The sequence below is a fragment of the Peribacillus sp. NPDC097675 genome, from assembly GCF_050277655.1.
Lineage (GTDB): Bacteria > Bacillota > Bacilli > Bacillales > DSM-1321 > Peribacillus.
Genome location: NZ_JBNNSK010000017.1, coordinates 34,861 through 56,589 on the forward strand (window position 1 = coordinate 34,861; position 21,729 = coordinate 56,589).

At 33.2% G+C, this 21,729-nt stretch carries 22 protein-coding genes and 1 pseudogene; 7 read left to right on the forward strand and 16 right to left on the reverse strand.

Annotated features, from left to right (window positions below; translation table 11 throughout):
• Positions 1-142: 142 nt before the first annotated feature.
• Positions 143-428: pseudogene (locus tag ACQKL5_RS19685) on the forward strand (hypothetical protein).
• A 23-nt stretch (positions 429-451) separates the two neighbouring features.
• Here ACQKL5_RS19685 and ACQKL5_RS19690 read toward each other — a convergent pair.
• Positions 452-610, reverse strand: a complete 159-nt coding sequence (locus ACQKL5_RS19690) for a hypothetical protein (protein WP_427610564.1) — start codon at positions 608-610, stop codon at positions 452-454.
• Positions 611-805: 195 nt separating this feature from the next.
• Between ACQKL5_RS19690 and ACQKL5_RS19695 the strand changes: the two genes are divergently transcribed.
• Positions 806-2,050 (forward strand): helix-turn-helix domain-containing protein, encoded by a 1,245-nt coding sequence (locus tag ACQKL5_RS19695; RefSeq protein WP_427610598.1) that lies wholly within the window; start codon positions 806-808, stop codon positions 2,048-2,050.
• Between the two features lie 13 nt (positions 2,051-2,063).
• Positions 2,064-3,272 carry an MFS transporter gene (locus tag ACQKL5_RS19700; protein WP_427610565.1) on the forward strand — a complete coding sequence of 403 codons (1,209 nt, stop codon included), beginning with the start codon at positions 2,064-2,066 and terminating at the stop codon, positions 3,270-3,272.
• Positions 3,273-3,660: 388 nt separating this feature from the next.
• Here ACQKL5_RS19700 and ACQKL5_RS19705 read toward each other — a convergent pair whose 3' ends face one another.
• The 3 genes from ACQKL5_RS19705 to ACQKL5_RS19715 form a co-directional block, all read right to left on the reverse strand.
• Positions 3,661-4,590 carry a DUF2268 domain-containing putative Zn-dependent protease gene (locus ACQKL5_RS19705; RefSeq protein ID WP_427610566.1) on the reverse strand — a complete coding sequence of 310 codons (930 nt, stop codon included), beginning with the start codon at positions 4,588-4,590 and terminating at the stop codon, positions 3,661-3,663.
• 381 nt (positions 4,591-4,971) lie between these two features.
• Positions 4,972-5,238: a CPCC family cysteine-rich protein gene (locus tag ACQKL5_RS19710; RefSeq protein ID WP_427610567.1), complete on the reverse strand. Its 267-nt coding sequence runs from the start codon at positions 5,236-5,238 to the stop codon at positions 4,972-4,974.
• 152 nt (positions 5,239-5,390) lie between these two features.
• A complete protein-coding gene (locus tag ACQKL5_RS19715; protein ID WP_427610568.1) occupies positions 5,391-5,753 on the reverse strand; it encodes a hypothetical protein in 363 nt (120 codons plus the stop codon).
• A 345-nt stretch (positions 5,754-6,098) separates the two neighbouring features.
• On the opposite strand from ACQKL5_RS19715, the gene ACQKL5_RS19720 reads away from it, so the two are divergent.
• Positions 6,099-6,671 carry a tyrosine-type recombinase/integrase gene (locus ACQKL5_RS19720; protein ID WP_427610569.1) on the forward strand — a complete coding sequence of 191 codons (573 nt, stop codon included), beginning with the start codon at positions 6,099-6,101 and terminating at the stop codon, positions 6,669-6,671.
• A 132-nt stretch (positions 6,672-6,803) separates the two neighbouring features.
• Here ACQKL5_RS19720 and ACQKL5_RS19725 read toward each other — a convergent pair whose 3' ends face one another.
• From ACQKL5_RS19725 to ACQKL5_RS19735, 3 genes are all read right to left on the reverse strand, one after another.
• The gene (locus tag ACQKL5_RS19725) at positions 6,804-7,232 is read right to left on the reverse strand and encodes a hypothetical protein (RefSeq protein ID WP_427610570.1); all 429 of its coding nucleotides are present in this window, start codon (positions 7,230-7,232) and stop codon (positions 6,804-6,806) included.
• A 220-nt stretch (positions 7,233-7,452) separates the two neighbouring features.
• Positions 7,453-8,028, reverse strand: coding sequence for a histidine phosphatase family protein (locus ACQKL5_RS19730; protein ID WP_402961452.1), 576 nt, complete (start codon positions 8,026-8,028; stop codon positions 7,453-7,455).
• A 239-nt stretch (positions 8,029-8,267) separates the two neighbouring features.
• Positions 8,268-8,552 carry a hypothetical protein gene (locus tag ACQKL5_RS19735; protein ID WP_427610571.1) on the reverse strand — a complete coding sequence of 95 codons (285 nt, stop codon included), beginning with the start codon at positions 8,550-8,552 and terminating at the stop codon, positions 8,268-8,270.
• Between the two features lie 586 nt (positions 8,553-9,138).
• On the opposite strand from ACQKL5_RS19735, the gene ACQKL5_RS19740 reads away from it, so the two are divergent.
• Positions 9,139-9,306: a hypothetical protein gene (locus tag ACQKL5_RS19740; protein WP_427610572.1), complete on the forward strand. Its 168-nt coding sequence runs from the start codon at positions 9,139-9,141 to the stop codon at positions 9,304-9,306.
• 220 nt (positions 9,307-9,526) lie between these two features.
• A complete protein-coding gene (locus ACQKL5_RS19745) occupies positions 9,527-9,718 on the forward strand; it encodes a tyrosine-type recombinase/integrase (RefSeq protein WP_427610573.1) in 192 nt (63 codons plus the stop codon).
• 885 nt (positions 9,719-10,603) lie between these two features.
• Here ACQKL5_RS19745 and ACQKL5_RS19750 read toward each other — a convergent pair.
• On the reverse strand, positions 10,604-11,290 hold the full coding sequence (locus ACQKL5_RS19750; RefSeq protein WP_427610574.1) for a DUF1643 domain-containing protein: 687 nt from the start codon (positions 11,288-11,290) through the stop codon (positions 10,604-10,606).
• Between the two features lie 423 nt (positions 11,291-11,713).
• Positions 11,714-12,268, reverse strand: coding sequence for a lecithin retinol acyltransferase family protein (locus ACQKL5_RS19755; protein ID WP_427610575.1), 555 nt, complete (start codon positions 12,266-12,268; stop codon positions 11,714-11,716).
• Between the two features lie 777 nt (positions 12,269-13,045).
• Here ACQKL5_RS19755 and ACQKL5_RS19760 point away from each other — a divergent pair.
• Positions 13,046-13,552 carry an HNH endonuclease gene (locus tag ACQKL5_RS19760; protein ID WP_427610576.1) on the forward strand — a complete coding sequence of 169 codons (507 nt, stop codon included), beginning with the start codon at positions 13,046-13,048 and terminating at the stop codon, positions 13,550-13,552.
• Positions 13,553-13,594: 42 nt separating this feature from the next.
• Here ACQKL5_RS19760 and ACQKL5_RS19765 read toward each other — a convergent pair whose 3' ends face one another.
• The 7 genes from ACQKL5_RS19765 to ACQKL5_RS19795 form a co-directional block, all read right to left on the reverse strand.
• On the reverse strand, positions 13,595-14,641 hold the full coding sequence (locus ACQKL5_RS19765; RefSeq protein ID WP_427610577.1) for a DNA cytosine methyltransferase: 1,047 nt from the start codon (positions 14,639-14,641) through the stop codon (positions 13,595-13,597).
• A gap of 409 nt (positions 14,642-15,050) precedes the next feature.
• Positions 15,051-15,560, reverse strand: coding sequence for a JAB domain-containing protein (locus ACQKL5_RS19770; RefSeq protein WP_427610578.1), 510 nt, complete (start codon positions 15,558-15,560; stop codon positions 15,051-15,053).
• Positions 15,561-15,976: 416 nt separating this feature from the next.
• Complete coding sequence (locus tag ACQKL5_RS19775) at positions 15,977-17,149, reverse strand: tyrosine-type recombinase/integrase (RefSeq protein ID WP_427610579.1); 1,173 nt, start codon at positions 17,147-17,149, stop codon at positions 15,977-15,979.
• Between the two features lie 64 nt (positions 17,150-17,213).
• A complete protein-coding gene (locus ACQKL5_RS19780; protein WP_427610580.1) occupies positions 17,214-17,405 on the reverse strand; it encodes a helix-turn-helix transcriptional regulator in 192 nt (63 codons plus the stop codon).
• A 119-nt stretch (positions 17,406-17,524) separates the two neighbouring features.
• Positions 17,525-19,258 carry a DNA primase family protein gene (locus ACQKL5_RS19785; RefSeq protein ID WP_427610581.1) on the reverse strand — a complete coding sequence of 578 codons (1,734 nt, stop codon included), beginning with the start codon at positions 19,256-19,258 and terminating at the stop codon, positions 17,525-17,527.
• Positions 19,258-19,815 (reverse strand): hypothetical protein, encoded by a 558-nt coding sequence (locus tag ACQKL5_RS19790; protein WP_427610582.1) that lies wholly within the window; start codon positions 19,813-19,815, stop codon positions 19,258-19,260. The genes ACQKL5_RS19785 and ACQKL5_RS19790 overlap by 1 nt, the downstream gene beginning before the upstream one ends.
• Before the next feature lie 298 nt (positions 19,816-20,113).
• Complete coding sequence (locus tag ACQKL5_RS19795; protein ID WP_427610583.1) at positions 20,114-21,727, reverse strand: hypothetical protein; 1,614 nt, start codon at positions 21,725-21,727, stop codon at positions 20,114-20,116.
• Between the last annotated feature and the right edge of the window lie 2 nt (positions 21,728-21,729).

The window sequence follows — 21,729 nt, forward strand, 5'->3', positions numbered from 1 at the left end:
ATACTTATAAAATCGTTCATCTGATTTTTATAGTTCAATATTGAACTATAACATAGAAAATGGAATAGTCGTATGGAACAAATATGGAAACAAAGGGACGGTTGTATAATAGTCTTGTTAAATCCTTCAAAGGAGAATTTATATGAATCAGAAAGAATTGGAAGAAAAAATCATCGAAAACTACCAAGGTCAAGAAAAGATGATGATCCTCGTCTTTTGGCAGTGGTGCATCAATCATGATCTCGAACCTGAAGCAATCCTTCTACGTACCTATCCCAACCAAAGCGGCGAACCTGGCATTGAGAGAAGCCATCGAATTAACCGTACCAAAAGATGAAGCCGGTGAAGTATCGGAAGTATTATTCTTAATTGGAAATGTTGATCTTGCTTTTGTCGTGACAGAGGAAATACAAAAGAGGAAAAAATAAAGATAAAGACGAAATACGTTGTTTCAATATTGCTTTCGCATATGCGGCTTGATGCCCTCTCTTAGCTGAAGCAGGGGTAAGTCTTCCACAAATAATGAAACGATTGTGGCACAAGGATGAAGACACAATGCTTGTTTATTTTCATGTAAAAAAGAGGCTTCCCAAAATTTCAAAGAACTCATGGAAAACCTCTATTCAGACCCTCACTCAAAAAATATCACCATTTTCGCTAAGTTATTCAATTTGTGTAAGTGCGATGTAAATTGAAAGATTAATCCTTGTAAATGCCGTGATATGCACAATAAATAATTTGAATAATTTGTTAAAATGAAATTGGAGGTGGCAACTGTGACTGATAATGAGGCAAAAAATTGGGGATGCTGATAAAATATCATCGTCAGCAACAACGATTAAAGCAAGATGATGTATCTGTAGGAATTTGTACACCGTCTTATTTAAGTCGTATTGAAAATGGTATTGTTATTGCGGAGAAAACTGTATACGAATTGTTGTTAGCACGCCTAAGCGTCAATTTGGTTCAAGAAAAAGATAAATTGGCGACAAAACGTTCTTTTCTTGAAAGCATCTATTCAAAATTATTATCGAATGAAATTCTTAAAAAAAATGAAGTTGTAAGGTTGGAGTCATTTCAAACAGAAACCTTTCAAATAGAAAACGATTTAATAGCTGGATTGATTTATAGTCGGTATTTATTATCCATTGATATGCTAGTAGAAGCTAGAGCGCTACTTATGAAAATTGAACCGTTTATCACGTGGCATCAAGATAGAGGAACACAATTGTATATTGCGATTACAACGAATGCTCATTTATCATTCTTAGAGTTCCAAGAGATCATCATAAGAGAAGAACAACAACATGTCAGTAATTATATGAATGTTGCCAGTCGCTTTGAACAAGCGAATTATTTTTATCACTTAGCTTTTGCCCACCATCGCTATTATTCATTCCAACAAGCACTATATTACATCAATCGCGCGACAAAGACTTTCTCCCATCAATACAAACCTTTATTCCAATTGAAGCTCTTTTCTATGAAGGGAGTTATTCTGAATGATTTACATAGATTCCCAGAAGCGTTAGTGGAGTTTGAAGCAGGCAAAGATTTGTTGAGAAATGTTTCAGCAATACAAACACCTAGTCAGTGGAGTACTCTTTATAATAACATTGCCTACTGCTATGAATGTCAGCACTTATTCACGGAAGCGATGTCATTTTATAAGAAAGCAAATAGCTTTCAAGAGGATTTACATACAGTTATTAATTGGATGCGGGCTAGTTATCAAAAAGGGGATGAAGAAACGCTAAATAAGCTGTTTAAAAAATATCCAAGGGAACAATTTGATGTACTTCATCATCAATATCAATGGGATTTATTGAAATATGCAAGTGAACGAAATTTCACTCTTACTAAGTTGAAAGAGCAAGAAGAGGTTGTTTTCCCTTACTTTAAGAGGCAAGAATATTATTCTTTAACCTTGTATTATGCACCATTATGGGCAGCATTTTATGAAGATTTCCATGCATATAAGCAGGTAAGTATTTGCTTCAAGTATGCATTTAACGCTAGTGAAAAAGTGCGCCAGCGTATGGGTAGCTAAAAGGAGAGATAGGATGAAATTTTTCAAACAATATGGTTTGTTATTAGGAGGGCTTGGCTTTTCTAATTTAGGAAATTGGATTTATCTAATTGCATTGAACTTGGCAGTTTGGCAGTTAACACATTCACCAGCAGCAGTGGCAGGTATTTATATTGCAGGTCCAATCGCTCGCATTTTTAGTAACTTTTTTGTGGGATCTATAATTGATCGCCATGATAAAAAGCGCTTGATGGTATATAGCGATATTGTCCGAGGAATCATTGTTAGCATCATGCCTTTTTCACCATCAATTTGGGGCATTTATAGCTTCATTTTTCTTACGAACATTGCAAGCAGTTTCTTTGGCCCAAGCAGCACTTATGTCATTACAAAGCTTGTAAAAGATGAAGACAAACTAAGATTTAATGCTTTGAACAGTACGTTGAGTTATGGTTCTTTTATGATTGGCCCAGCACTTGCTGGAGCAATCATCGCAATTAGTAGTACAGGTGTAGCAATGTGGATGAATGGCCTTACATTCTTTGTCTGTGCATGGGCGATTGCCTCATTACCGGACATCGAAAATGAAGTAACTGATAGAAGGAGTCGTTTGTCATTTAGCGTCATTCGTGATGATTTTTCACAAGTCTGGTCCTTTATACGAAAAAAGCCAAAGCTACTAACTTTTTTTGCAGTGTATATTACTGCCTTGATGGTTGCTTTTGCACTGGATTCTCAAGAAATGACCTTTTTAAAAGATGTTTTACATACAACGGATGCGACATATGGAATCGTTGTAAGTGTTGCTGGAATTGGGGCAATCCTAGGTGGATTATGTGTAACAGCACTGGTTAAAAAGCTCTCACTACATACGTATATTGGCGCGGGCTTTTCCTTAACGATGTTAAGTTATTTACTCTTCTATGCTTCTAACGTGCTATGGTTAGCAGCCATAAGCTTTATAACACTTGGTTTCTTTATGGCATTTAGTAATACTGGATACTCAACTATGTATCAAAAAACAATTCCTCCTGAACTGATGGGACGCTTTGGTAGTTCACTGGATCTTCTGCAAAGCATTGCTCAAATCATTTTGACGTTTGTCATTGGCATTCTCGCTGAATGGTTTTCTTTACAAACAGTAACAGTAATTTTTTCATCGCTTGCACTAATATTAGCTGTATATTTATACTACTATATAGCCCTCCCCACAAAACAGTTTGCTTTGGACGAAGTAAAGTGAAAATGAAAACTGCTAGAACTCCATACTTTAATGGAAAAGGCAGGGTTTCACCTATAAACCACATACTAATACCCAACATAGGGCTTCAATCAAATATCATGAGCTATATTCTACAAATGCATTTTTTCCGTTGTAACGAAAAGTCCAATTCTCAAATTGTGTTGAGAATTGGACTTTAATATATATAAAGTGCAAAATAACTCCTAAAGCTATCCCAAGTTATGGACAACCTTTTTATTTCTTTAAGTTAACATAACCCCTGATCTAGGAATCTGGCCTCGTGTCGAACATTTAAGTATTTTTAATTTTATCAACCCCTAAAATAGTTTTAGACAAACATGAATAGCTTAGAGAATAGCTTAGAGAGAAAAAGTCTAAAAAATAATTTTTAATCTTTATAATATTTCTCTTTATATTTACCCTTTTCATAAATAGTCTTTGCGTCCAATTTTGTCCATTCTTTAATGCTTGTATCTGGGAATTCCTCTAAATAAGACTTAATCATTTTATAACCTTCGCTGTAACCATAAAGTATAGGTAGTTCAATACCGTTGCCTTCTATGATTTCTAGTGATCTTTCGAAGTCTTCTTTAAACAAATCATCTTCGATTGTAAGCCAGCGCTCTTTATCATAAGACATATCAACAGCTATATTACCTAGTACCTTTTCCTCAAACATTTTAGCTTTTCCCTCAAAGACAATGTTATCTAATACAGTATCGCTAGGTGAAGATTCAAGATATTTATCGGTCCATACACTATGGTGATATTCATGAGCTATTGTAGATTGTATGGAAGTATCTGAGTCAAACAGATGTGTATACATCAAGATTTTTCCTGAGCCAACGGTCAAACCTAATATATCATTGTCATTGATACTATGTTTAGAAGGGATTACACAAATGGTTGTTTTCTTATTACCCTGTAAGTACCTGACTGATTCAGTTATGGATTCTTTGATATTTTTTATCATTGTTTCTGAATCATAGTTCTTCACATTCGTTCTAAGTAATGATAAATCTGTTGGAGGATTCATTAGAAAATCTTCAGCCATATTTATGTATTCACCTTCATTAAAGCAGGAATCATAGATTGGTTGAATGATTTCTTTTTCATATAATTTTTTGGCATCTTTCGTATTATCAACCTTCTCGAGGTAATTCACAAAAAGATCATTTGTTTCTAAAATCTCAAACTCTTGATTCTGTACTTTGAATTCTATTGTTTCAATTTCTTTGCTAGTTTCTTTAGTGCAACCGGCTGTTAAGCTTAGTATTAGGGCTGAAAAGAACAAACCAAACTTTACTTTAAGTTTCAACTACCTATCCACTCCTAATTGTCTTTTATGTATTTTTCACTTGAATATGAATGTATGATTATGTTAGAAAGCCCCCAATGTTGGCTGCCTCACAGCCAATCTTTCACATATGAAATTAATCCTAATAATGCACCTAAACTAGCACTAGTAAATACTAAAGGAACATATATATTCTTTTGTTTTTATACTAGTCATAAAATATCTCTCCCTTTTATGGTTTATTATACCATTTTTTCTTTTTAACTTATTGAACTAAACTCCCTCAATAGTTGAAGAAGGGTATTTTTTATCAAGGATTTGAATGTATGATTATATTAAAAATCACACATTGAAAAAGCCGCCAATTGGCAGCCCTTTTATGACGTTAATGCACCCCGTTAGTTAAAAATCAAGAGGTTTCCAATTTGGATCTTTTATATCGGACTTATTAGGCTTTCTTACATGAGGTAAACTTCTTTCACCTTTAGCCCCAAATTTTTTGAAATTTTGTTGTGCTTCTCTAAAGGAAATATAATTTGCCCCATCGTCATCTGGATGTTTATATTGGTAACCATCATCTTCCCAAAAACAGATTTCACAAATATCAAACGTATCTGGAGGTTCTTCATCTAAAGTTTTATAACCACAACATGGACAAGTATATTTCAAACAATCACCCCAATACCTATACCATACCCTTGTTCAACTATTCTGTCCTAAGAATAGTTGAACAAGGGTATTTTTTATCTGAATTTGAATGTATGATTATTGTAAGAATCATACATTAAAAAGACCATCAAAAGGCTGCCTTTTGATGGCGCTTATGCACCTCTATTTATTATTAGTAGATTAGTGACAGAGCTTAAATCTCGCCAATTTACAACAACCAATCCAATTACAATAATATTTTTAACAATATTCACGAACAACCTGTTATATCTAATATTTATATCTTTATCTTCATTTATAAAAATGGGTAAATTAATATTTTCGTCAGACTTTTCAATGAATGTAAACGCCCCCCAAACTACAACTGCTATTAGAGGTAATGCTATAAAATTCTTTACGTCACCATTTTCCGAAATACTCCATTTATAAAACACTTGTATGAAACCTAGAGTAAGAGTTAATAGGGATAAAGTATTCATAATAATTTCTAATGGCATTTTCTTTGAATGTGACATTTTTTTCTTTACCTCCTCTTTTTTCTTAATCTTTAATCTATTTCTCTTTGTTCAACTCTTCTAAATTATAACATTTTTTCATATTTAAACCTATGTGATCAGTGATAATATACGACCACAGTTTGAGTTACAATACTGGTCATAATTGTACTAGATAGGAATTTTTTTACTTGGTTTTGAATGTATGATTTTGTTAATAATCATACATTTATTTCCTTGATTTCATTGACTTTTTTCGTTTTCTCTCTTTATACTAAAAAAAGAGAAAAAATCGTACATTCAAATCCTTGATACATAAGGGTTCGGAAGACCGATTTTGAGATGTGATAGAAAGGTCGATGAATCATGACAAAACAAAAAGATGTGCAGCCGATCCGTGATCAGCAGCAACTTGAAGATATGAAATGGGCGCTGAAGCGCCACTGTTCGGAGCGTGATTATATCCTGTTTGTCGTAGGATGTGAGACCGGCCTACGGGTCGGGGACCTACTCAAGCTCACCACGAAACAAATCCTGGATCTCAAAGGCAAACAGCATAAGATCCTTCGGGTCAAGGAAGGCAAAACGCAAAAAATCCGCGACATCTATATCGCGAATTGCTTCGAGGAGGTCTTTGCGTACGCAAAAAACGTCCAGAGTCCCTATTTATTCCCGTCCAGGAAGGGCGAACACCCCACCATTACCCCTACGCAGGCCTACAGGCAGCTAAACAAGGCGGCAGAGTTTGCGGGTGTGGAACATGTCGGCAACCATACGTTACGGAAAACGTTTGGCTACTGGTTTTACAAGTCCACGAAGGACATTGCCATGTTGCAACGGATCCTGCATCACTCTCACCCTTCCGTTACCTTGCGTTATATCGGTATTACCGAAGAAGAAACGAATAATGTTTTAAAAACATTTAGTGCCTTTCACTAAAATTCTATTTTCCATTCGTGTGAATAGTTAACATAAACAAAAGGACCAATAAATTTGGTTCTTTTTAAAATGACTTAATCAACTAACACATCCGTTAGTTGATTAAAGATATATAGTATCTAAATTTATCAGTTATATATATGATTCATAAATTGTTAGCTTATTTCCATTAAGTTCAAAAAATATAAAATTATAACTATCTTGCAAATAAAAATAACTGGAACTTTTATCTATCTCTCTTATTAATTCTTGGACCCCAGTAGGTAATTCAGTAATATTAAATTCCTCACCACTTACCCAATTATTTGATAAATCCTTAATTTTTTGAATGTCCATTGGCTTATCGTAAAGTAATTCAGTAATCGCTTCCCCATCTCCATGAAAGTCAACTCTAGAACTATATATATCTTTTTCACTATCAGGAATTGGTAACGATAAATTCCAATTCGCTTCAATGGTTTCAATATAGGTTGGATATAAACTTGGAGCCCACCTTTCTGGCAACATGATTATAGATCCCAAAATTAAAAGCACACCTACAATAATGGTAGTAAAAATCATTCTCCACTTTTTTTTCTTAATATGACATCCCCACTAACATTACTATATAGTCACTCTTAAACCACACTGCCCTGTTAGTTATAAAGGGCAAAATGAATCCACTTAACATAAACCTCTATTATCGGTATTACCGAAGATTCATGAGGTCGTTAACAAAGAGAAAAGGACCACTTTTTGGTCCTTTAAGATGTCTCCCTGTTCAACTAACGCCCCTGTTAGTTCAACAAGTAATTTGAAACCAGTCTGTTTCTAGTAGGAAATCTTTTCTAGTGAGACTTTGACCAGAAATCATTTGACGATAGGAAGTAATGGTACCGTCGTGTGACACTATATAAATCTTTTCTTTTTGTAGTTGCTTACAATTCACAATGAATTCTTCAGCTAGTTTTATGAATTGGTTTTCAGGCAAAGTATTTATACCATCAGACCATATATTTAGAGGAACCTTATTATCAATCTCAAAAGTTGGATAAACATTTTTAATTATTTCTAAATCAATTATTTTATCACAAGGCAATGAATGCCATTCTGAACAAACGGGAAACATCCTAGGAGACACTAATGGGCTTACAATCTTGCGACAGTCTATATTTTCACTCCAAATGAATGCTGTTTCCAACGTTCTTCTAATAGGGCTTATAATAATAATATCTTTTTTAGTTAAAGGAATTTGATTTCTTAATAATATTGCTTGTTCTACCCCTTTAGTAGTTAATGAAGGGTCTTTTATTTGCAGGCTACTAGGTATATCTAATGTATGTTCTCCTTGACCGTGACGAATAAATACCAACTCCATTTAGACTCTCCTTTTCGCTTATTATCATCAAAAAAAGTTACTACCTTTTTTAGTTAATTCCCCATTGATTCAGGATAATCCTTGTTGAACCATCCTTCCCCGTTAGTGGAAGAGAGGCCAATATGGCCGTCTACTTTACATAATTCAACTTATCGGTATGAACAAAATTAGCCTATATGTTAAAAGGCTCTCTTAAGACAGCTCACAACTGCGATCTATATTGAGTTTAGTTAAAATAACTATATAGTTTCTCTTCGTTTTTCCTTAAAGATACCTAGCAATAATATACCAAGCCCTATAATGAAGATTATAGGAAACAGGTACCACATTATTATAATTCCCCAACCACTTCTAACGATAAGTGCATAAGTTAGACCAATAGTGAAAGACAAGAAAGGTGCTATCGCTATCATAGTTGTAATGCCCCAAAAGATTAATTTTCTTTTTCTCGACTTTCCTTTAGTTAGTCGATGAGCAAGCATTGAACCAAAAATTGAAATGCATAACGCTACTGCGATTGCCACTTAATGTGTCTCCTTTCTCTTACATCGATTTTTATGACCTGATTAATATTTTTTCTCTCTTTCCTTCACTACACTCCCTAAAAATTAATTAGTCAATTGATACATTTTTAACCTTAATTACCACTGTATTCTTGTCCCTTGATTCTACCAACTTTTTATCATTTTACATTATTTACATAATTTATTATAGTTTAATTAATGGTTGTCACTAAAGGCCGTTTATTACTATTAATTCAATACTTTGCAAAAACGTTGAAATTCTAACAAGTGTAATGGGACGACGTTAAGAAAATTAATTCTAAAACAAAATAATGATTAGCTATTAAAATAGGAAAATCCCAAGATATAATGGTTTTTGAATTAGCATAAATTCAACTCTATAAATTAACCAAAACAAGCGAAAACCGCAGGTTACATGATGTCATTCTTTTGAATGAACATATTCTGCGGTTTTATTTTGTCTAAAAATTAAAAACATCTTATCAAAGGAAAAGGAAGTGCATACGAATTTATGATATGTGTGAAAAATACGGAATTTCGAGAGAGGTAATATCATTATTCACACTTTATGAAAGGAGAATATGGAATGAACAAGATCATTCAAGAGCTTAATCTTCCGGGAGGCCCTATCCGACCTGTATTGGTTATGCGCAAGCCTGAGTCCTCTTCTATACCTGTTCCAAACGTTGAGATTCAACTACAGTTGGACCTTTTAAATGAATTAGACTCATATCCCGCTAACAAGAAAGAATAAAAATGATACATCCTGTTCATAATGGTGACGTCTGAAAAGGAGCCATACTTTGAAGAAATAAAAAGGTTCAAGATGAAGTAATCGAACGGTTAGTAGATGTTTACTATAACCAAGATTTTATTTTCGCCAAAATGGAAATACACTACGGGTATCCTATCGTGATTAAGAATGTTCGAGACCGAATGAAAAGGCTACTTAGAATAGCGGCCTGAATGAAGATTTGACCCCGCATAGTCTAAGGCACACCCATACATCGCTTCTTGCTGAGGCTCGTGTGTCACTCGAACAAATCATGGATCGTCTCGGTCATATTGACGACCAAATTACGAAAAATGTGTATCTCCACGTCACCCAAGACATGAAAAAAGAAGCCTCTCACAAGTTCGCTGAACTCATGAGAAGCCTCCGTTAATTACCTCTATGTTAGCAAAATGTTAGCATTCCACTCTCATCTTACTCCAAAACCCTTATCCTTCAAGGGTTTCAAGACCCTAATTACATCATGCCGCCCATGACTCAAGAATAGTTTTATAAGTTTTTTGAGTGGTAAAACATCTGAATCAATCTATCATTCAAACTATTTTTGTTCATCAATTCCACAACAGTACATTCAGTTTGATAAGTTCGTGGTCAATCTGTGGTCAAGCCATGGAAGGTAAAACAAAAATTGCCCCCAATATCTAAGGTCATGAAATCAAATCCTTAGAATTTATCTTTCTTAATCGGTCTACAAAATTCAAGTTTAACTTACACTGAATGTTATAGGTACTCAATACATATTTTTTCTTTTTATCTAATGTGACACCACCATCTATACCCCCATTATGTCCATCCGTTTTCATCCTCCAAAAAAAACTGCAGCTGCTTGACTTAATGAAGAAAAAGGATGGTCTTAGATACATAACTTCCACAATCTAATTTAACTACTTGATATTGAACCAATGAATTACGTTTGTTTACTTAATAACTGTGTATTCAGTTTGAATGGTCTTTTATTATTTGAAACCTTCAATTTTCACAAAACCTTCTTCACTGTACTCCTCTTTTGATTGTAACGCTTCATCCTTGTAAAAGAATAAATTATCTATAATTCCCTCTGGATTATAAGGGTCTATGATGCTCCTTATTAAACGAAGGAAACCCTAATATAGAAACTAACACTTTCATTGTTTCTAAGATATCTAAGTTGTCTCCACTCAGGAACAAATGAGATTTAAATTCCTCAAGGAGGTTCAAAAGGAAAAAATATTTGAAGTGTTGAACCTTGCATATAAATCATTTCTTTTTTTGTAGTTTTTTATTCACAATTTCTAAGAAGTTCAATCATCTTTGAATACCATGATACTCTTCTAGTTAGAGGGTGTTGAAAGTGGATTTCAGACTCTATAGAAGGAACACCAAATATCTCTCTTGTGCTTACTATACAAAGACATTGTGATGCAGGCTCCTCTAAAAAGTCTTTCCCCCCCCATGCCAACAAAATTGGGACTATATCTTCTGAAAGAGCATCATCTCTTTCACTCTTTCGTTCATTACAGAATATACTATGTACTTTTGTTCTAGTTACCAATTCAAAATTTTTTATTAACTGACCTAACCTATTACTGTTAGGTTCACGTATGTCAGATAGATTTATAATCCTAACATGATTCCAGTTTTTATAATTCATTAATTTCATGATCCTTGCTTGAGTATAATCAGGGTACGTAGCAACTAAAGGTTTTAAATTAAAGTTAATATCAAACGATTCTAAATTTATTCGTTCTGGTGTATTTCTTAAAGGATATGATTTCCCAGGGTTCATCATTATTGCAATAGCATTGGGTCTTAAATTAGTTACACTATCAATGGAGATATTAGAACTTTTCCTTACTATTTCTAAAACGCTTCTACATTTTACTATTTTCTGATTAGCTAAAAATAAATCATAAAAGTGACCATAACAATGGAACGCATCCCTAAACGCCAAATCAACACTTCCCAACTAAAAATCTATTTAACTAACCCTTTTCATATTTCATATATATTGAATATTTTTATCATCGTATTGGGAAATTATAGCATGATGATTGAAGATAAAGTCCACATGGTATTAAATTTCAATAACATTGTTGGATGGGACAGCAGTATATTTAAATTAAAACTAAAAGTAATCAGTTGTAGTCCAGTTAAAATAGTATTTAAAGCTGAGCATGCAGTAGTACTCTCAACAACATTACATCATTTGGAAGTCAATAAACCTCAGAAATAAAAAATTCTCAGCTTAAATAATAAGACGACTGAAAACTTAACATATCTGAGGTTATAATTAAGTAGAATAATGCTTATCAAAAAAAGAAGAAGCAAGGATATTTGCTTCTTCTTTTTTTAGAATTTTCACATATTACCCGAGCCCTTCTTACTAATCTTAACGCCATTTCCACTTTTGCCAAGAGATAGGCTCACCATGTTCCTTTTCTACTGTATGTTTTAACATCCATAAGGCATTGTCAGCATTTTCAAAATCCCCAGTTAAACAACCAGAACAAAATTGATGACAGTTATCCATTAAGACATTGTAGTCACGTTTCTCACCTAAAATATCTTTTGCCCTAGCGCCTGCAATTGCAAATCCAATTGCCGATTCTAGAGAATGCTTATAATAAGGAACATATATATGTTGGTAAAGAGTAGTTGGATGACTAACAAAGTCTAACAGTGTAACTTCAGAAATATCTCCCATACCATTCAGTGCTATAACTCGGTTATTTCCAACATAAATTCCAGAATGCCCACTTGCTGAAAAACCAATATCAGTATAAATAGGAGATCCGTAACTCGGTTCATTACTATTTTTACTAATTGGATATTTTAAAGAGGTTTTTCCAACAGAAGTATCAACAGCTTCGTCCACCAACTGAAACACAATTTTAATTGGTTCTGTAACAGCATAAGTTACTAAATCAACAAGTTCTCTTAACATTTTTAACCTCCAACTTAAATTTTTTCTTAGTCTCTTAAACCGACTATCCCTTTAAATTATCACCCCTTCCAAAACACAAAAAGATGACACCAATGAAGCAAACCAAATTTAACTAAACTAGCTCAAAATAGAGCTAATATAGTTAAAACTTTAATTTACTTTCATAGTTGTCATCTTCGAATGTCTAATTTTATTATTTGATTATTTTGCAGATTAAGTCTTGCCTTAGCATCATTCCCAAAAAGCAATAAATTCATACATATGAATCATGCCGGTTCCATGACGTTTCATTGCAGGATAGAGAGTTTGGAAACCTTTCCGACCAAAACTTCTATTTGATCAACTGCTTTTTCTCTACTCCTTTTCTAACCGCACAGATACCTCATCGACTCTTGTGGCCTTTTTTTCATTTGGAAAAAAACCATCTTGTTCCATCACTTCATTTGTCTTATTATGTCGAAACAATAAGAAAATTCAAGACTTCTGAGCCATTGATTTTCTATAAAAGGTTTATTCATTTTGCTGAATTTCATCAAAAAATACCTCCTAGAATAAAATAATTTTCGATTCGAAGTACTTAGAATTGAGATGGTTTACATTCAAATTTATAATATATATTTATAATTTTTATCAAATCACTTAGCTCTTAGTATATCTTTCTCACTAATTGTTTATTAAATAGATTGGCAAAATCATAGTTTACAATATTAGAAATGTTTGGTTATATTTAAAGAAAAAGAATATTGACCATAAATCATAAGGAATGAGGAATATAGTATGGATTCTAATAACTTTCCAGGTACCCAACGTGGAAAAGCCCATCAAGCAATGCTAAATTTATTATACCAAAATCTTGAAAATCCGGTTGAAGGCGAACTACTCTTTGAAGCCTCAGGTAGAAATTTTAATTATCAACGGAGGCTCAGAGAACTTCGATCTGATGGTTGGATAATAAATTTTACAAATGGAGGTCAAAGTGGAAGGGGATGGTACACGCTTCATCTACCTTTTCCAAGTGGGGAAAAGATTTCCCGACCTAGTCAAAGTGTCAGAATGTCTGTACTAAGAAGAGATAATTGGAGATGCCAGTTATGCGGCGAAAATAAAGATTTATTTCCTGGAATAGTGCTACATGTTGACCACAAGGTGCCTTTTGAGATAACAAAAAACAATAACGCAGATAACTTACAAGTCCTCTGCATGGATTGTAACTTAGGCAAGAAGGCACAGTGTAGGGATTGTATACACCACGACTGTATTAACTGTGAATTAGCTTTTCCTTAAAAAACTAATAAAGGATATAAAAAACAGGTTAACTCTGGATACCTATAATCCTGAGTTAACCAATTCATTTTCTTTTACGTTCTCTCTATTATTGTTATCCAGTAATTCTTTTACTGATAAGGCTATAGAATTTGCTAGTTTACACGGTACAGCATTGCCAATCTGTTTAGCCACCTCAATCCTAGAGCCCACGAAAACAAATTCATCTGGGAAAGTTTGTAGGCGAGCAGCCTCCCTATGAGTTATTGGTCTGTGTTCCTCTGGATGAAGGTATCTTCCCTTTTCGGGTTTAAAAAATTCTGTTCTTATTGTTAGAGATGGTTCTCCCCAACGTAATCGTCCAAATACATCCGTAGAGCCTGTTGTCTTACGTTTCCAACAGTTAGGTTTTAATTCTTCAGGTAAATCAAAGCGATTTCCGCCCTCTGGTATATATTTATATCTTGCCATAGATAGTTCTGTAGGATTTCTACCAATATGCCAATTTTCATTATTTGGTTTACTAGCTATGCCTTTAAATGCCTCTCTAACAGTTACCCATGGTGCTAAATCTATTGATAATAAGTCATGTGCTGCTGGATTATGGTGTGTAGGTTTAGGAAGAATCGGTTTCCCTATTTTGCTACCAATTATGATAGCCCTCCTCCTTTTCTGAGGTACTCCGTAATTTGCAGCATGTAGGATATCTGCTTCTAAAATATAACCTAATGACTCAGCCTTACGTTTTATCTCCTCAAACTCAGCAGATTTTAGTATCTCAGGAACATTTTCTATTACAAAAATTAAAGGATCAACTTTCTCTACTGCTTTTAAGAAATAACGCCACATCTGATTTCTAGGGTCGTCCTCTAATTGTTTTCCCAACTTACTAAATCCTTGACAAGGAGGTCCGCCTACAATTATAGTAGCCTTGGGAAATTCCTCTATTTCTTCAATACTTCTTATATCGACGTGATTTCCAAAGTTCGCCTTATATGTTTCGGCAGCCCATTTATTATTTTCTACTGCATATATAGACTTGAAACCAGCTTGTACAAAACCTAAAGACATACCTCCTGCTCCAGAAAATAAATCTATCATAGTATGCATTCAGCTATCCCTCCTTACCTACGCGATTCTCTTTTAAGTTCATAAGTTTCAAAATACAGTTCATATGTTCTTTATTTTAGTATATATAATTTTTGAATTTAATCAATGCATCAAGATTATATGTTATATTTTTCATCTTGATATTAATATATTTCAAACCTTCCTGCGTACCATACAAGCATGATTCATTAAAGCCCTATAAAGGATTTAATTAAAAATGGTACTGTTCACCTTACCATAAGCAAAGTACAATCGTCTAACATATTAACCCATTCCACCTGATAACTGCTTAACTGTTATATCATATGAACAGACAATGTTTTTGGTTTTAAACATTCCTTTGATATTGGGATAATGATTTATGACTATTTAAACAGTTATTTTCCTTTAGAATAACCAATATACATTTTTACAAATATCCTCTTTCTTTTAATGATATAAATTTATCTGCGCAAACTATAAGATGATCTAAAACATCAATACCTATAATCTTCCCCGCTTCAACAAGTCTTTTTGTGACCTCAATGTCTTCTCTACTTGGCGTAGGATCATTACTAGGGTGATTATGTGCAACTATTATAGAAGCAGAATTTGATAGTATTGCTGGTTTGAGTACCTCCCTTGGATGGACTATACTTGCGTTTAGACTGCCTATATGACAGATATTTATAGCCGTCGGCTGATTCTTCGTATCTAAGCAAACAACAAGAAAATATTCACGGTCTATATCGACTAAAAACTGTATTAAAAGCTTATAAGCGTCATCAGGTGACCTAACATTTCTTTTAGGGTAAAGAAAACTTTGTTCCTTTACCAGTTTCAGACTGACAATATTCACTCTTTTAGCAGGTTGCTTCAATAACTGACCTTCACTGAGTAATTCTAATTGCTCATTTTTTGATATTACATAACTTTTCATTTTCATTGCTCCTTTTTTAAGCTGTATTTATATTTTCAAAAGAGAATATTAAAAAAGGATTAGTCAATTGCTGACTAATCCTCTCCTTTGCAAAATAGAAAAGAGTCCCCGCCTAAAGATTAGGGGGCTTTTAAAACTATTATTCTAATTAACAATATATGAATAACTGAATTTTACTTTAAATAATAATGGAATAAAATAAAACGAGATTCTTTATGGAAGAATAAAAATATGTTGTCCTAAAGACTTATAATTAATTCGAAATGACCAACACTAGAGGAAAGTCAATATCCCACGCTGTCTGCGTGGAATCTGAGGTTTAAATCCTGTTATGTGCCACCATAATAACTTTACCCTTAATAACCACGATTTCTGCCTAGTACAGAAGGCCGGGGTTTTTGGATATTTACAAACCTTTAAAGGTTCCTCATTAACTCCCCAAATTTCTTAGATGCTTCTGTCTTCATTGTCTTTGTAACATGTAGATATACTCGCTTCGTAATGTCGTCTTCAATATGCCCCAATCGTTCCATTATTTCGTGTATGCCTACTCCAGCCTCTGCAAGTAAAGATGTATGTGTATGACGCAGTGAGTGAGGGGTCAATGCAAGATTTAGTCCTGATAACTTTAATAGACGGGCCATTCGATTCTGAATTGTCTTAATAAGTTCCGGATATCCAAGATAGTTACCAGTTTTAGCAAATACAAAATCTTTATCATAATAGATATTACGGTTCAGCATCTTAAGTTCATTCTGCTTTGCTTTATGTCTTTCCAGTTCTTTTAATACAATAGGGTCAAGTTCTATGGTCCTTTTAGATTTTTTGGTTTTAGGTGGTAAAATTTGATACTCTTTTATAATGTTACTTGGATTATAATATGTCTTGGTTACACTGATTGTGTAATCTTCAAATGATAAGTCTTTCCACATTAATGCACATAACTCTCCAACTCTTAGTCCTGAGTATGCTAAGGTGAGAAAAATTTCATAATCACGATCCAACCCCTCTTCTTTAGCAGTTCTTAGGAAAAGAGCCAGCTCCTCCTTTTCTAAGTATTTAACTATTTCCTCTTCACTTTCAAGTTCTTCAACTGTTTTTACTGGTCTAGGAAGTTTTGCATACTGAGTTGGGTCATTTTTAATAATTTCCAGTTCTACAGCTTTTTTAAAGATCATTCTTCCAGTTGAATGAATACCAGAAATTGTATTTAGCGCATAACCTTTTTCAAACAGATTATAGAGTGAATCTTGATACATTTTTCTGGTTACCTGCTTTACTTTCAAACCTTCAAAATAGTTTAGTAACTTTCTAGATTCGTGGTCACGGACTCTAACCGTGCTAACTTTTACAGTGTTTTGATATTGCTTTAACCAATCCTTCACAAAGTCCTTAAACATTGTATCTTTCTCATTAATAAATGTACCTTGGCCAAGCTCCTGTTGTAACTTAGCGGCTTCTAATTGTGCCTCTTTTTTAGTTCGAAAACCAGACCGAGTCCTTTGTTTCCTCTTTCCTGTCTTTGGGTCAATACCTATATCAATTGTGAAAGACCATGTGGTTCCTCTTTTTCGAAAGTAACCTTGCATAATTTACCTCCTTAATTTTTTTGTATAAGCGGGTGTAAATTCATTTACACCCGCTTATACAAAATCAAGAAATTATTTTACGCTTGCTATCCAACCATGCAAAGAAATCATCACGGTATACGACTTTACGGTTATTAACTTGTAAAACCGGGAAATCAGGTTCTTGGACTAAAGAGTAAACTGTCGACTTAGAAAAACCTAGTATTTTTATTACATCTTTTATTTGTAAGATAAGTGGATAGTCATTCCGTGTCATTAAACAACTCACTCCCTCAGTATATGTATATAATATATATTTCAAATTGCTTATTTACCTACCTGATAATTACTTCCTTTTAAAAAGAAGATAATGTAGACATTGTAGATGTATTTGTATTAATTATTATCAACATCATTTATCCATTCAGATTTTGTCATTCTTAAACTTATACCACGAAATCCTCTTAAACCATTTGATCCATACATTCGCAATTTGTCCTCTGTAACGCCCAGATTTTTAATTTCGGTATAGAATTCAGATTTACTCAAAGCTTTTATTCCGTTTTCTTTGCAATATTCGATATATGAAGGGTATAAATGTCTTCTTTGAACTTTTAAATCGTAATTGTTAATGTCAACAATACACATATCATGAATGAAATCAGGGACATTATTTAAATCACCAATGTAGTGTTTTTTGAATTCCTTGGCATCATCACTTTCTGTAAAAATGAAATTTTGTTGTTTCAGTTCTTCTAAACCTTCCAATGCCCAACGGATTATTTTTGTCCTTTCATTATCACTAAGTAGTTTAGTTAGAAGTTCTTTATCACGCTTTTCTTCTCGTACAGGGTGATTGAACATCAAAAAATGCAAGCGGTCAGTAAACGCCGAGGTTCCATCTAGTTTATTTATAGGAGGCATATAGTTACCCGCTGCTACGAGTTTTGTACGTCCATAAAAATGAAAAGGATTCTCCCCTTTCCGTTCAGCTGTTAATAAATCTCCTCCAGTGACTGCTTTAATAACAGATGTTCCTTGTATTTTCCCGTTTTCATCTAATTCAGATGTTATATTCAGCTTGGATTTAAATAATTCCGCAGTCATAAAACGATTACTTCCAATTTGATTTAAAGACATTGAAGAAGTATGATCGTTACCAATTAATGCTCTCCAAATTGAGAGCCATACACTCTTTCCGGTGTGGGGTAAACCAATGAGTACAAAAAACTTCTTCGCTCTCCATTCATTACTTATAATGTATCCTGTGACTTGCTGTAACGATTTGGCTTTATTTAAGTCTCCATCAGTACAATCTTGAATAAACTGATCTAGATAATGACCATAGGTCTTGGTAGAGGTATTTGGTCTAATCATTTTAATTTGGCTTTCTCTATAGTCGGCATCAATGAAACTAGTGAATAAAAAATCAGGACTATGAGGATAGGTCTTACCTGTTTTAGTGTCAAGTACTACATCTCTAAAATTAATTAGATGGACATTGCAATCAAAAGCATCATATTCTATTTGCAATTTTGGACTCGTTCTAATTCGGTGTGCAACTTCAATAATTTTATTTTTTGTAAGTTTCATATCTATTTCTCTAGGGAGACTCTCCTTAACTGCTATATGAAGTTCCATTTCACTTAATTCTTTAAAGTAGCCATACTGTTGATCATACAGTCTTACCCGTCCTGCGAATGACTTAACAATATTCTGGGCTAAGAATTTTGTTGTTACTAGATAATCTAAAGGTTGCTTACTTCCCGGCTCCTTTTTTGCTTCTTCTTTAATTTTTGCTAGATTACCTTCTAAAAGACAGTCCTTAGATTTTCTCTTATCTGCGGACTCGCGTTCCTTAAAATAGACATCAGGTAAGTCTGTTTCTTGTTTGGACCAAATTCCAAAGTCTTGCTCCGCATCATTACTTAAAATATATTCGTAATGTTGACTAGGATCTATCGAATTTGATAAAGCCTCTTTTTTTCTATCCAAAAGTTTTTTGTTTGGTTGTTTAGAATTTTTTATTTGTTCTGTTTGGATTAATTCTAGAGTTTCATTAAATAATTCTATTTGGGAAAGCTCTTCTTCTGATTCATCTATGTTAATAATCAACTTTGCCTCTTTCATCATGATTCATCCCCAATTTTATTTTCATAAAGTTCTGGAATTGCTTGAGTAATTCCAGGAATTATATTTACTAGCTGACCTAATGCTAAACACCTTGCGCTGCCTATAGTAGATAATGTGTCAGCAAAATATTCACCGAATCTATTGTGTTTCAAAAATGAGTCGTATACTTGAAGCTGTGCAAAGTTCTGATTCTCTACATACGTGAATATAGTTTCTCTTTCTTCATAGAAATCTTTTTCTGAGTGTGTTACATATTGGTCTTTATAATTTATGTGAAATCTTTTTTTATCCTTACTCTGATCGATAATAATATATAAGTGGTCTTTACAACTATCATCACTGCTATAAAAAATTGGTTCTCCACCAACATGACCAAAACATACGTGAAAGTCCCCTCTGCTATAGGCGAATATTATTCCTTGAAATTTCACTCTTTTCCCTTCAATTATAATCGTGTTGCTTTCATTTTGATGGCAGAATAATGACATTTTCTCATTGTTTTCCACCACCTCCTTAATGTACTTTTGGTATTTTTTTTGATTTATCGTCTTCATCCTTTAACCTCCAATAATTTCTTAACTGCTCCCTAAACTTAACATGAATAAAAAGGGCAACTAATTAGGATTTTATCTTATAAGTCTAAAACCTAATTAGAGCATGATTAATAAAGGAATTAAAAAATCCAAAAGTTATAAAAATATTTTTATAACTAAAATTATGTATGTATAAGAGAGTTAATTAAAACGTCTACTTCGTCTACATCACTTTGAACTCTTTAGTAAATACATTTTAAACAAAAAAAGACGTAGACCGTTTTAGTCTACGTCATGTCATCAAATGGCTACCAAATAACTACCAAATTGTTTTATTGATAACATTGGTTGGTTCAATAGTGATTGAGCAGTTATATTTTTTAGAAATTTCTTTAATCTTATTAACATCAATACCTAATTTCCCTAATTCATATCCTATAATTTTATTCAACTTCTTTTGGTGCATTTGCCTATTATCTTCAGCATACACCCATAATTTCTTCAATTCCTCATCAGATTTCCCTTTGAAATTTAAATCAGACATATCTTTTGTTTCAGAGTGATTGCTGCTATTTTTATTTTTTACTAACGTATCTCTATACTCCTGAGTAGCTTCGTATATCCCCACTTCTATCCAGCTTTTGAAAGTTAGAGTTAGCTCCTCCCCATTATAAGAATCTAAAAATGAATCGAATTCCGCTAAATGATTCAAAAATTTCTGAAAGAAACTATTAAAATTCATATTGATAGTACCACTAGCATGTTCGATTTGCTTCCAAGCTACCTTTAGCTCCTCGGTAACAGTTAGTTCATTTTTAGTATTTATTCCAAATTCCGAGGCTAGACTCTCTCCACAATAACACTTTTCATTTTTAAAGGTTTGATAAATATACAGCTTTTTCTTTAAATCAACTATTTTCATTTCATTTTGGTCATTATCCAAGCTACTTTTAGATTTAATTACTGACTCAGGAATAAGCTCCATTAATTTATTTGTTATAAATTCCTTTAAAAAAGGAACGATTATAAACGATATTTGGAATAATTCAGATTGCTTATTCTTAAAGTAAGACCATGAACTATTCTTAAAAAATGCATCTATTAATGACAACTTCAAACGAATATCTCCTACAAATAAGAATGAAGCTACTACAGGGAAATATTCTTTATCTAATTCATCAATATTTTTGTATGTGCCAATCTTTTGAAGCATAAATAAAAAAGTATTGTATTCAAATGACCAAACATCTTGAGAAGTATCAAATTCTGCTTGTTCTAAGGCCTTAACAAAACGTGTAAAGTGTATCTGCTTATTAAGAAACTCTTTATCAAAATCTGTGATTTTATTGAACGGCTTTACTAAAGATTGAGCTAACCTTGATTTTCTTGATGCATATTTAACATACAAAGGATAGAATGAACCTACCTTTTTTTTATTATTTTCCCACTTCTCTCTGGATTCAGGTGTTAAGGTACTTTCATCATCATTGGAATTCCAGTCATACTCATTTTCTAGCTTTTGATTAATTTGGTCGGGAGTAAAAAATCCATCAATATAACTTAGCTGATCAAATAAATCTCTTGGTATCTTAAAAAAAATTTCATCAAGTATATCTGTTATTTTTTGGCCCTTAATTTCTTGTCCCTTTAGTTTCATTAGTATTTTCTTACTGGGATATTTTAAGTTTATTACATCTTTGGTTATTAGATGTAGTGTGTATTTTTTAATATATCCAGCTGCAACATCGGTATCTAACTCGAAATCTCTACATATTCGCTTAAATTCTGTTCCCAGGTCTATCGCTTCAAATACGCTTTTATAATTCAACTCTTGACCTGACAATAGATTGTTTGAAAATCCAAACCCAGCGTATTTGTATACTCGCTCTTTAAGATTCTCGTCAATATCAATCTTTAAGTTGTGCAAATTCATTC

What these genes read in the sequence shown, in the direction of transcription:
- ACQKL5_RS19725 (WP_427610570.1), bottom strand. Translation starts at nt 7,232, where the DNA reads ATGATTTTTACTACCATTATTGTAGGTGTGCTTTTAATTTTGGGATCT.
- ACQKL5_RS19720 (WP_427610569.1), top strand. Translation starts at nt 6,099, where the DNA reads ATGACAAAACAAAAAGATGTGCAGCCGATCCGTGATCAGCAGCAACTT.
- ACQKL5_RS19755 (WP_427610575.1), bottom strand. Translation starts at nt 12,268, where the DNA reads ATGTTAAGAGAACTTGTTGATTTAGTAACTTATGCTGTTACAGAACCA.
- ACQKL5_RS19790 (WP_427610582.1), bottom strand. Translation starts at nt 19,815, where the DNA reads ATGAAGACGATAAATCAAAAAAAATACCAAAAGTACATTAAGGAGGTG.
- ACQKL5_RS19690 (WP_427610564.1), bottom strand. Translation starts at nt 610, where the DNA reads ATGAGTTCTTTGAAATTTTGGGAAGCCTCTTTTTTACATGAAAATAAA.
- ACQKL5_RS19785 (WP_427610581.1), bottom strand. Translation starts at nt 19,258, where the DNA reads ATGAAAGAGGCAAAGTTGATTATTAACATAGATGAATCAGAAGAAGAG.
- ACQKL5_RS19775 (WP_427610579.1), bottom strand. Translation starts at nt 17,149, where the DNA reads ATGCAAGGTTACTTTCGAAAAAGAGGAACCACATGGTCTTTCACAATT.
- ACQKL5_RS19780 (WP_427610580.1), bottom strand. Translation starts at nt 17,405, where the DNA reads ATGACACGGAATGACTATCCACTTATCTTACAAATAAAAGATGTAATA.
- ACQKL5_RS19730 (WP_402961452.1), bottom strand. Translation starts at nt 8,028, where the DNA reads ATGGAGTTGGTATTTATTCGTCACGGTCAAGGAGAACATACATTAGAT.
- ACQKL5_RS19700 (WP_427610565.1), top strand. Translation starts at nt 2,064, where the DNA reads ATGAAATTTTTCAAACAATATGGTTTGTTATTAGGAGGGCTTGGCTTT.
- ACQKL5_RS19695 (WP_427610598.1), top strand. Translation starts at nt 806, where the DNA reads ATGCTGATAAAATATCATCGTCAGCAACAACGATTAAAGCAAGATGAT.
- ACQKL5_RS19770 (WP_427610578.1), bottom strand. Translation starts at nt 15,560, where the DNA reads ATGAAAAGTTATGTAATATCAAAAAATGAGCAATTAGAATTACTCAGT.
- ACQKL5_RS19760 (WP_427610576.1), top strand. Translation starts at nt 13,046, where the DNA reads ATGGATTCTAATAACTTTCCAGGTACCCAACGTGGAAAAGCCCATCAA.
- ACQKL5_RS19765 (WP_427610577.1), bottom strand. Translation starts at nt 14,641, where the DNA reads ATGCATACTATGATAGATTTATTTTCTGGAGCAGGAGGTATGTCTTTA.
- ACQKL5_RS19740 (WP_427610572.1), top strand. Translation starts at nt 9,139, where the DNA reads ATGAACAAGATCATTCAAGAGCTTAATCTTCCGGGAGGCCCTATCCGA.
- ACQKL5_RS19795 (WP_427610583.1), bottom strand. Translation starts at nt 21,727, where the DNA reads ATGAATTTGCACAACTTAAAGATTGATATTGACGAGAATCTTAAAGAG.
- ACQKL5_RS19715 (WP_427610568.1), bottom strand. Translation starts at nt 5,753, where the DNA reads ATGTCACATTCAAAGAAAATGCCATTAGAAATTATTATGAATACTTTA.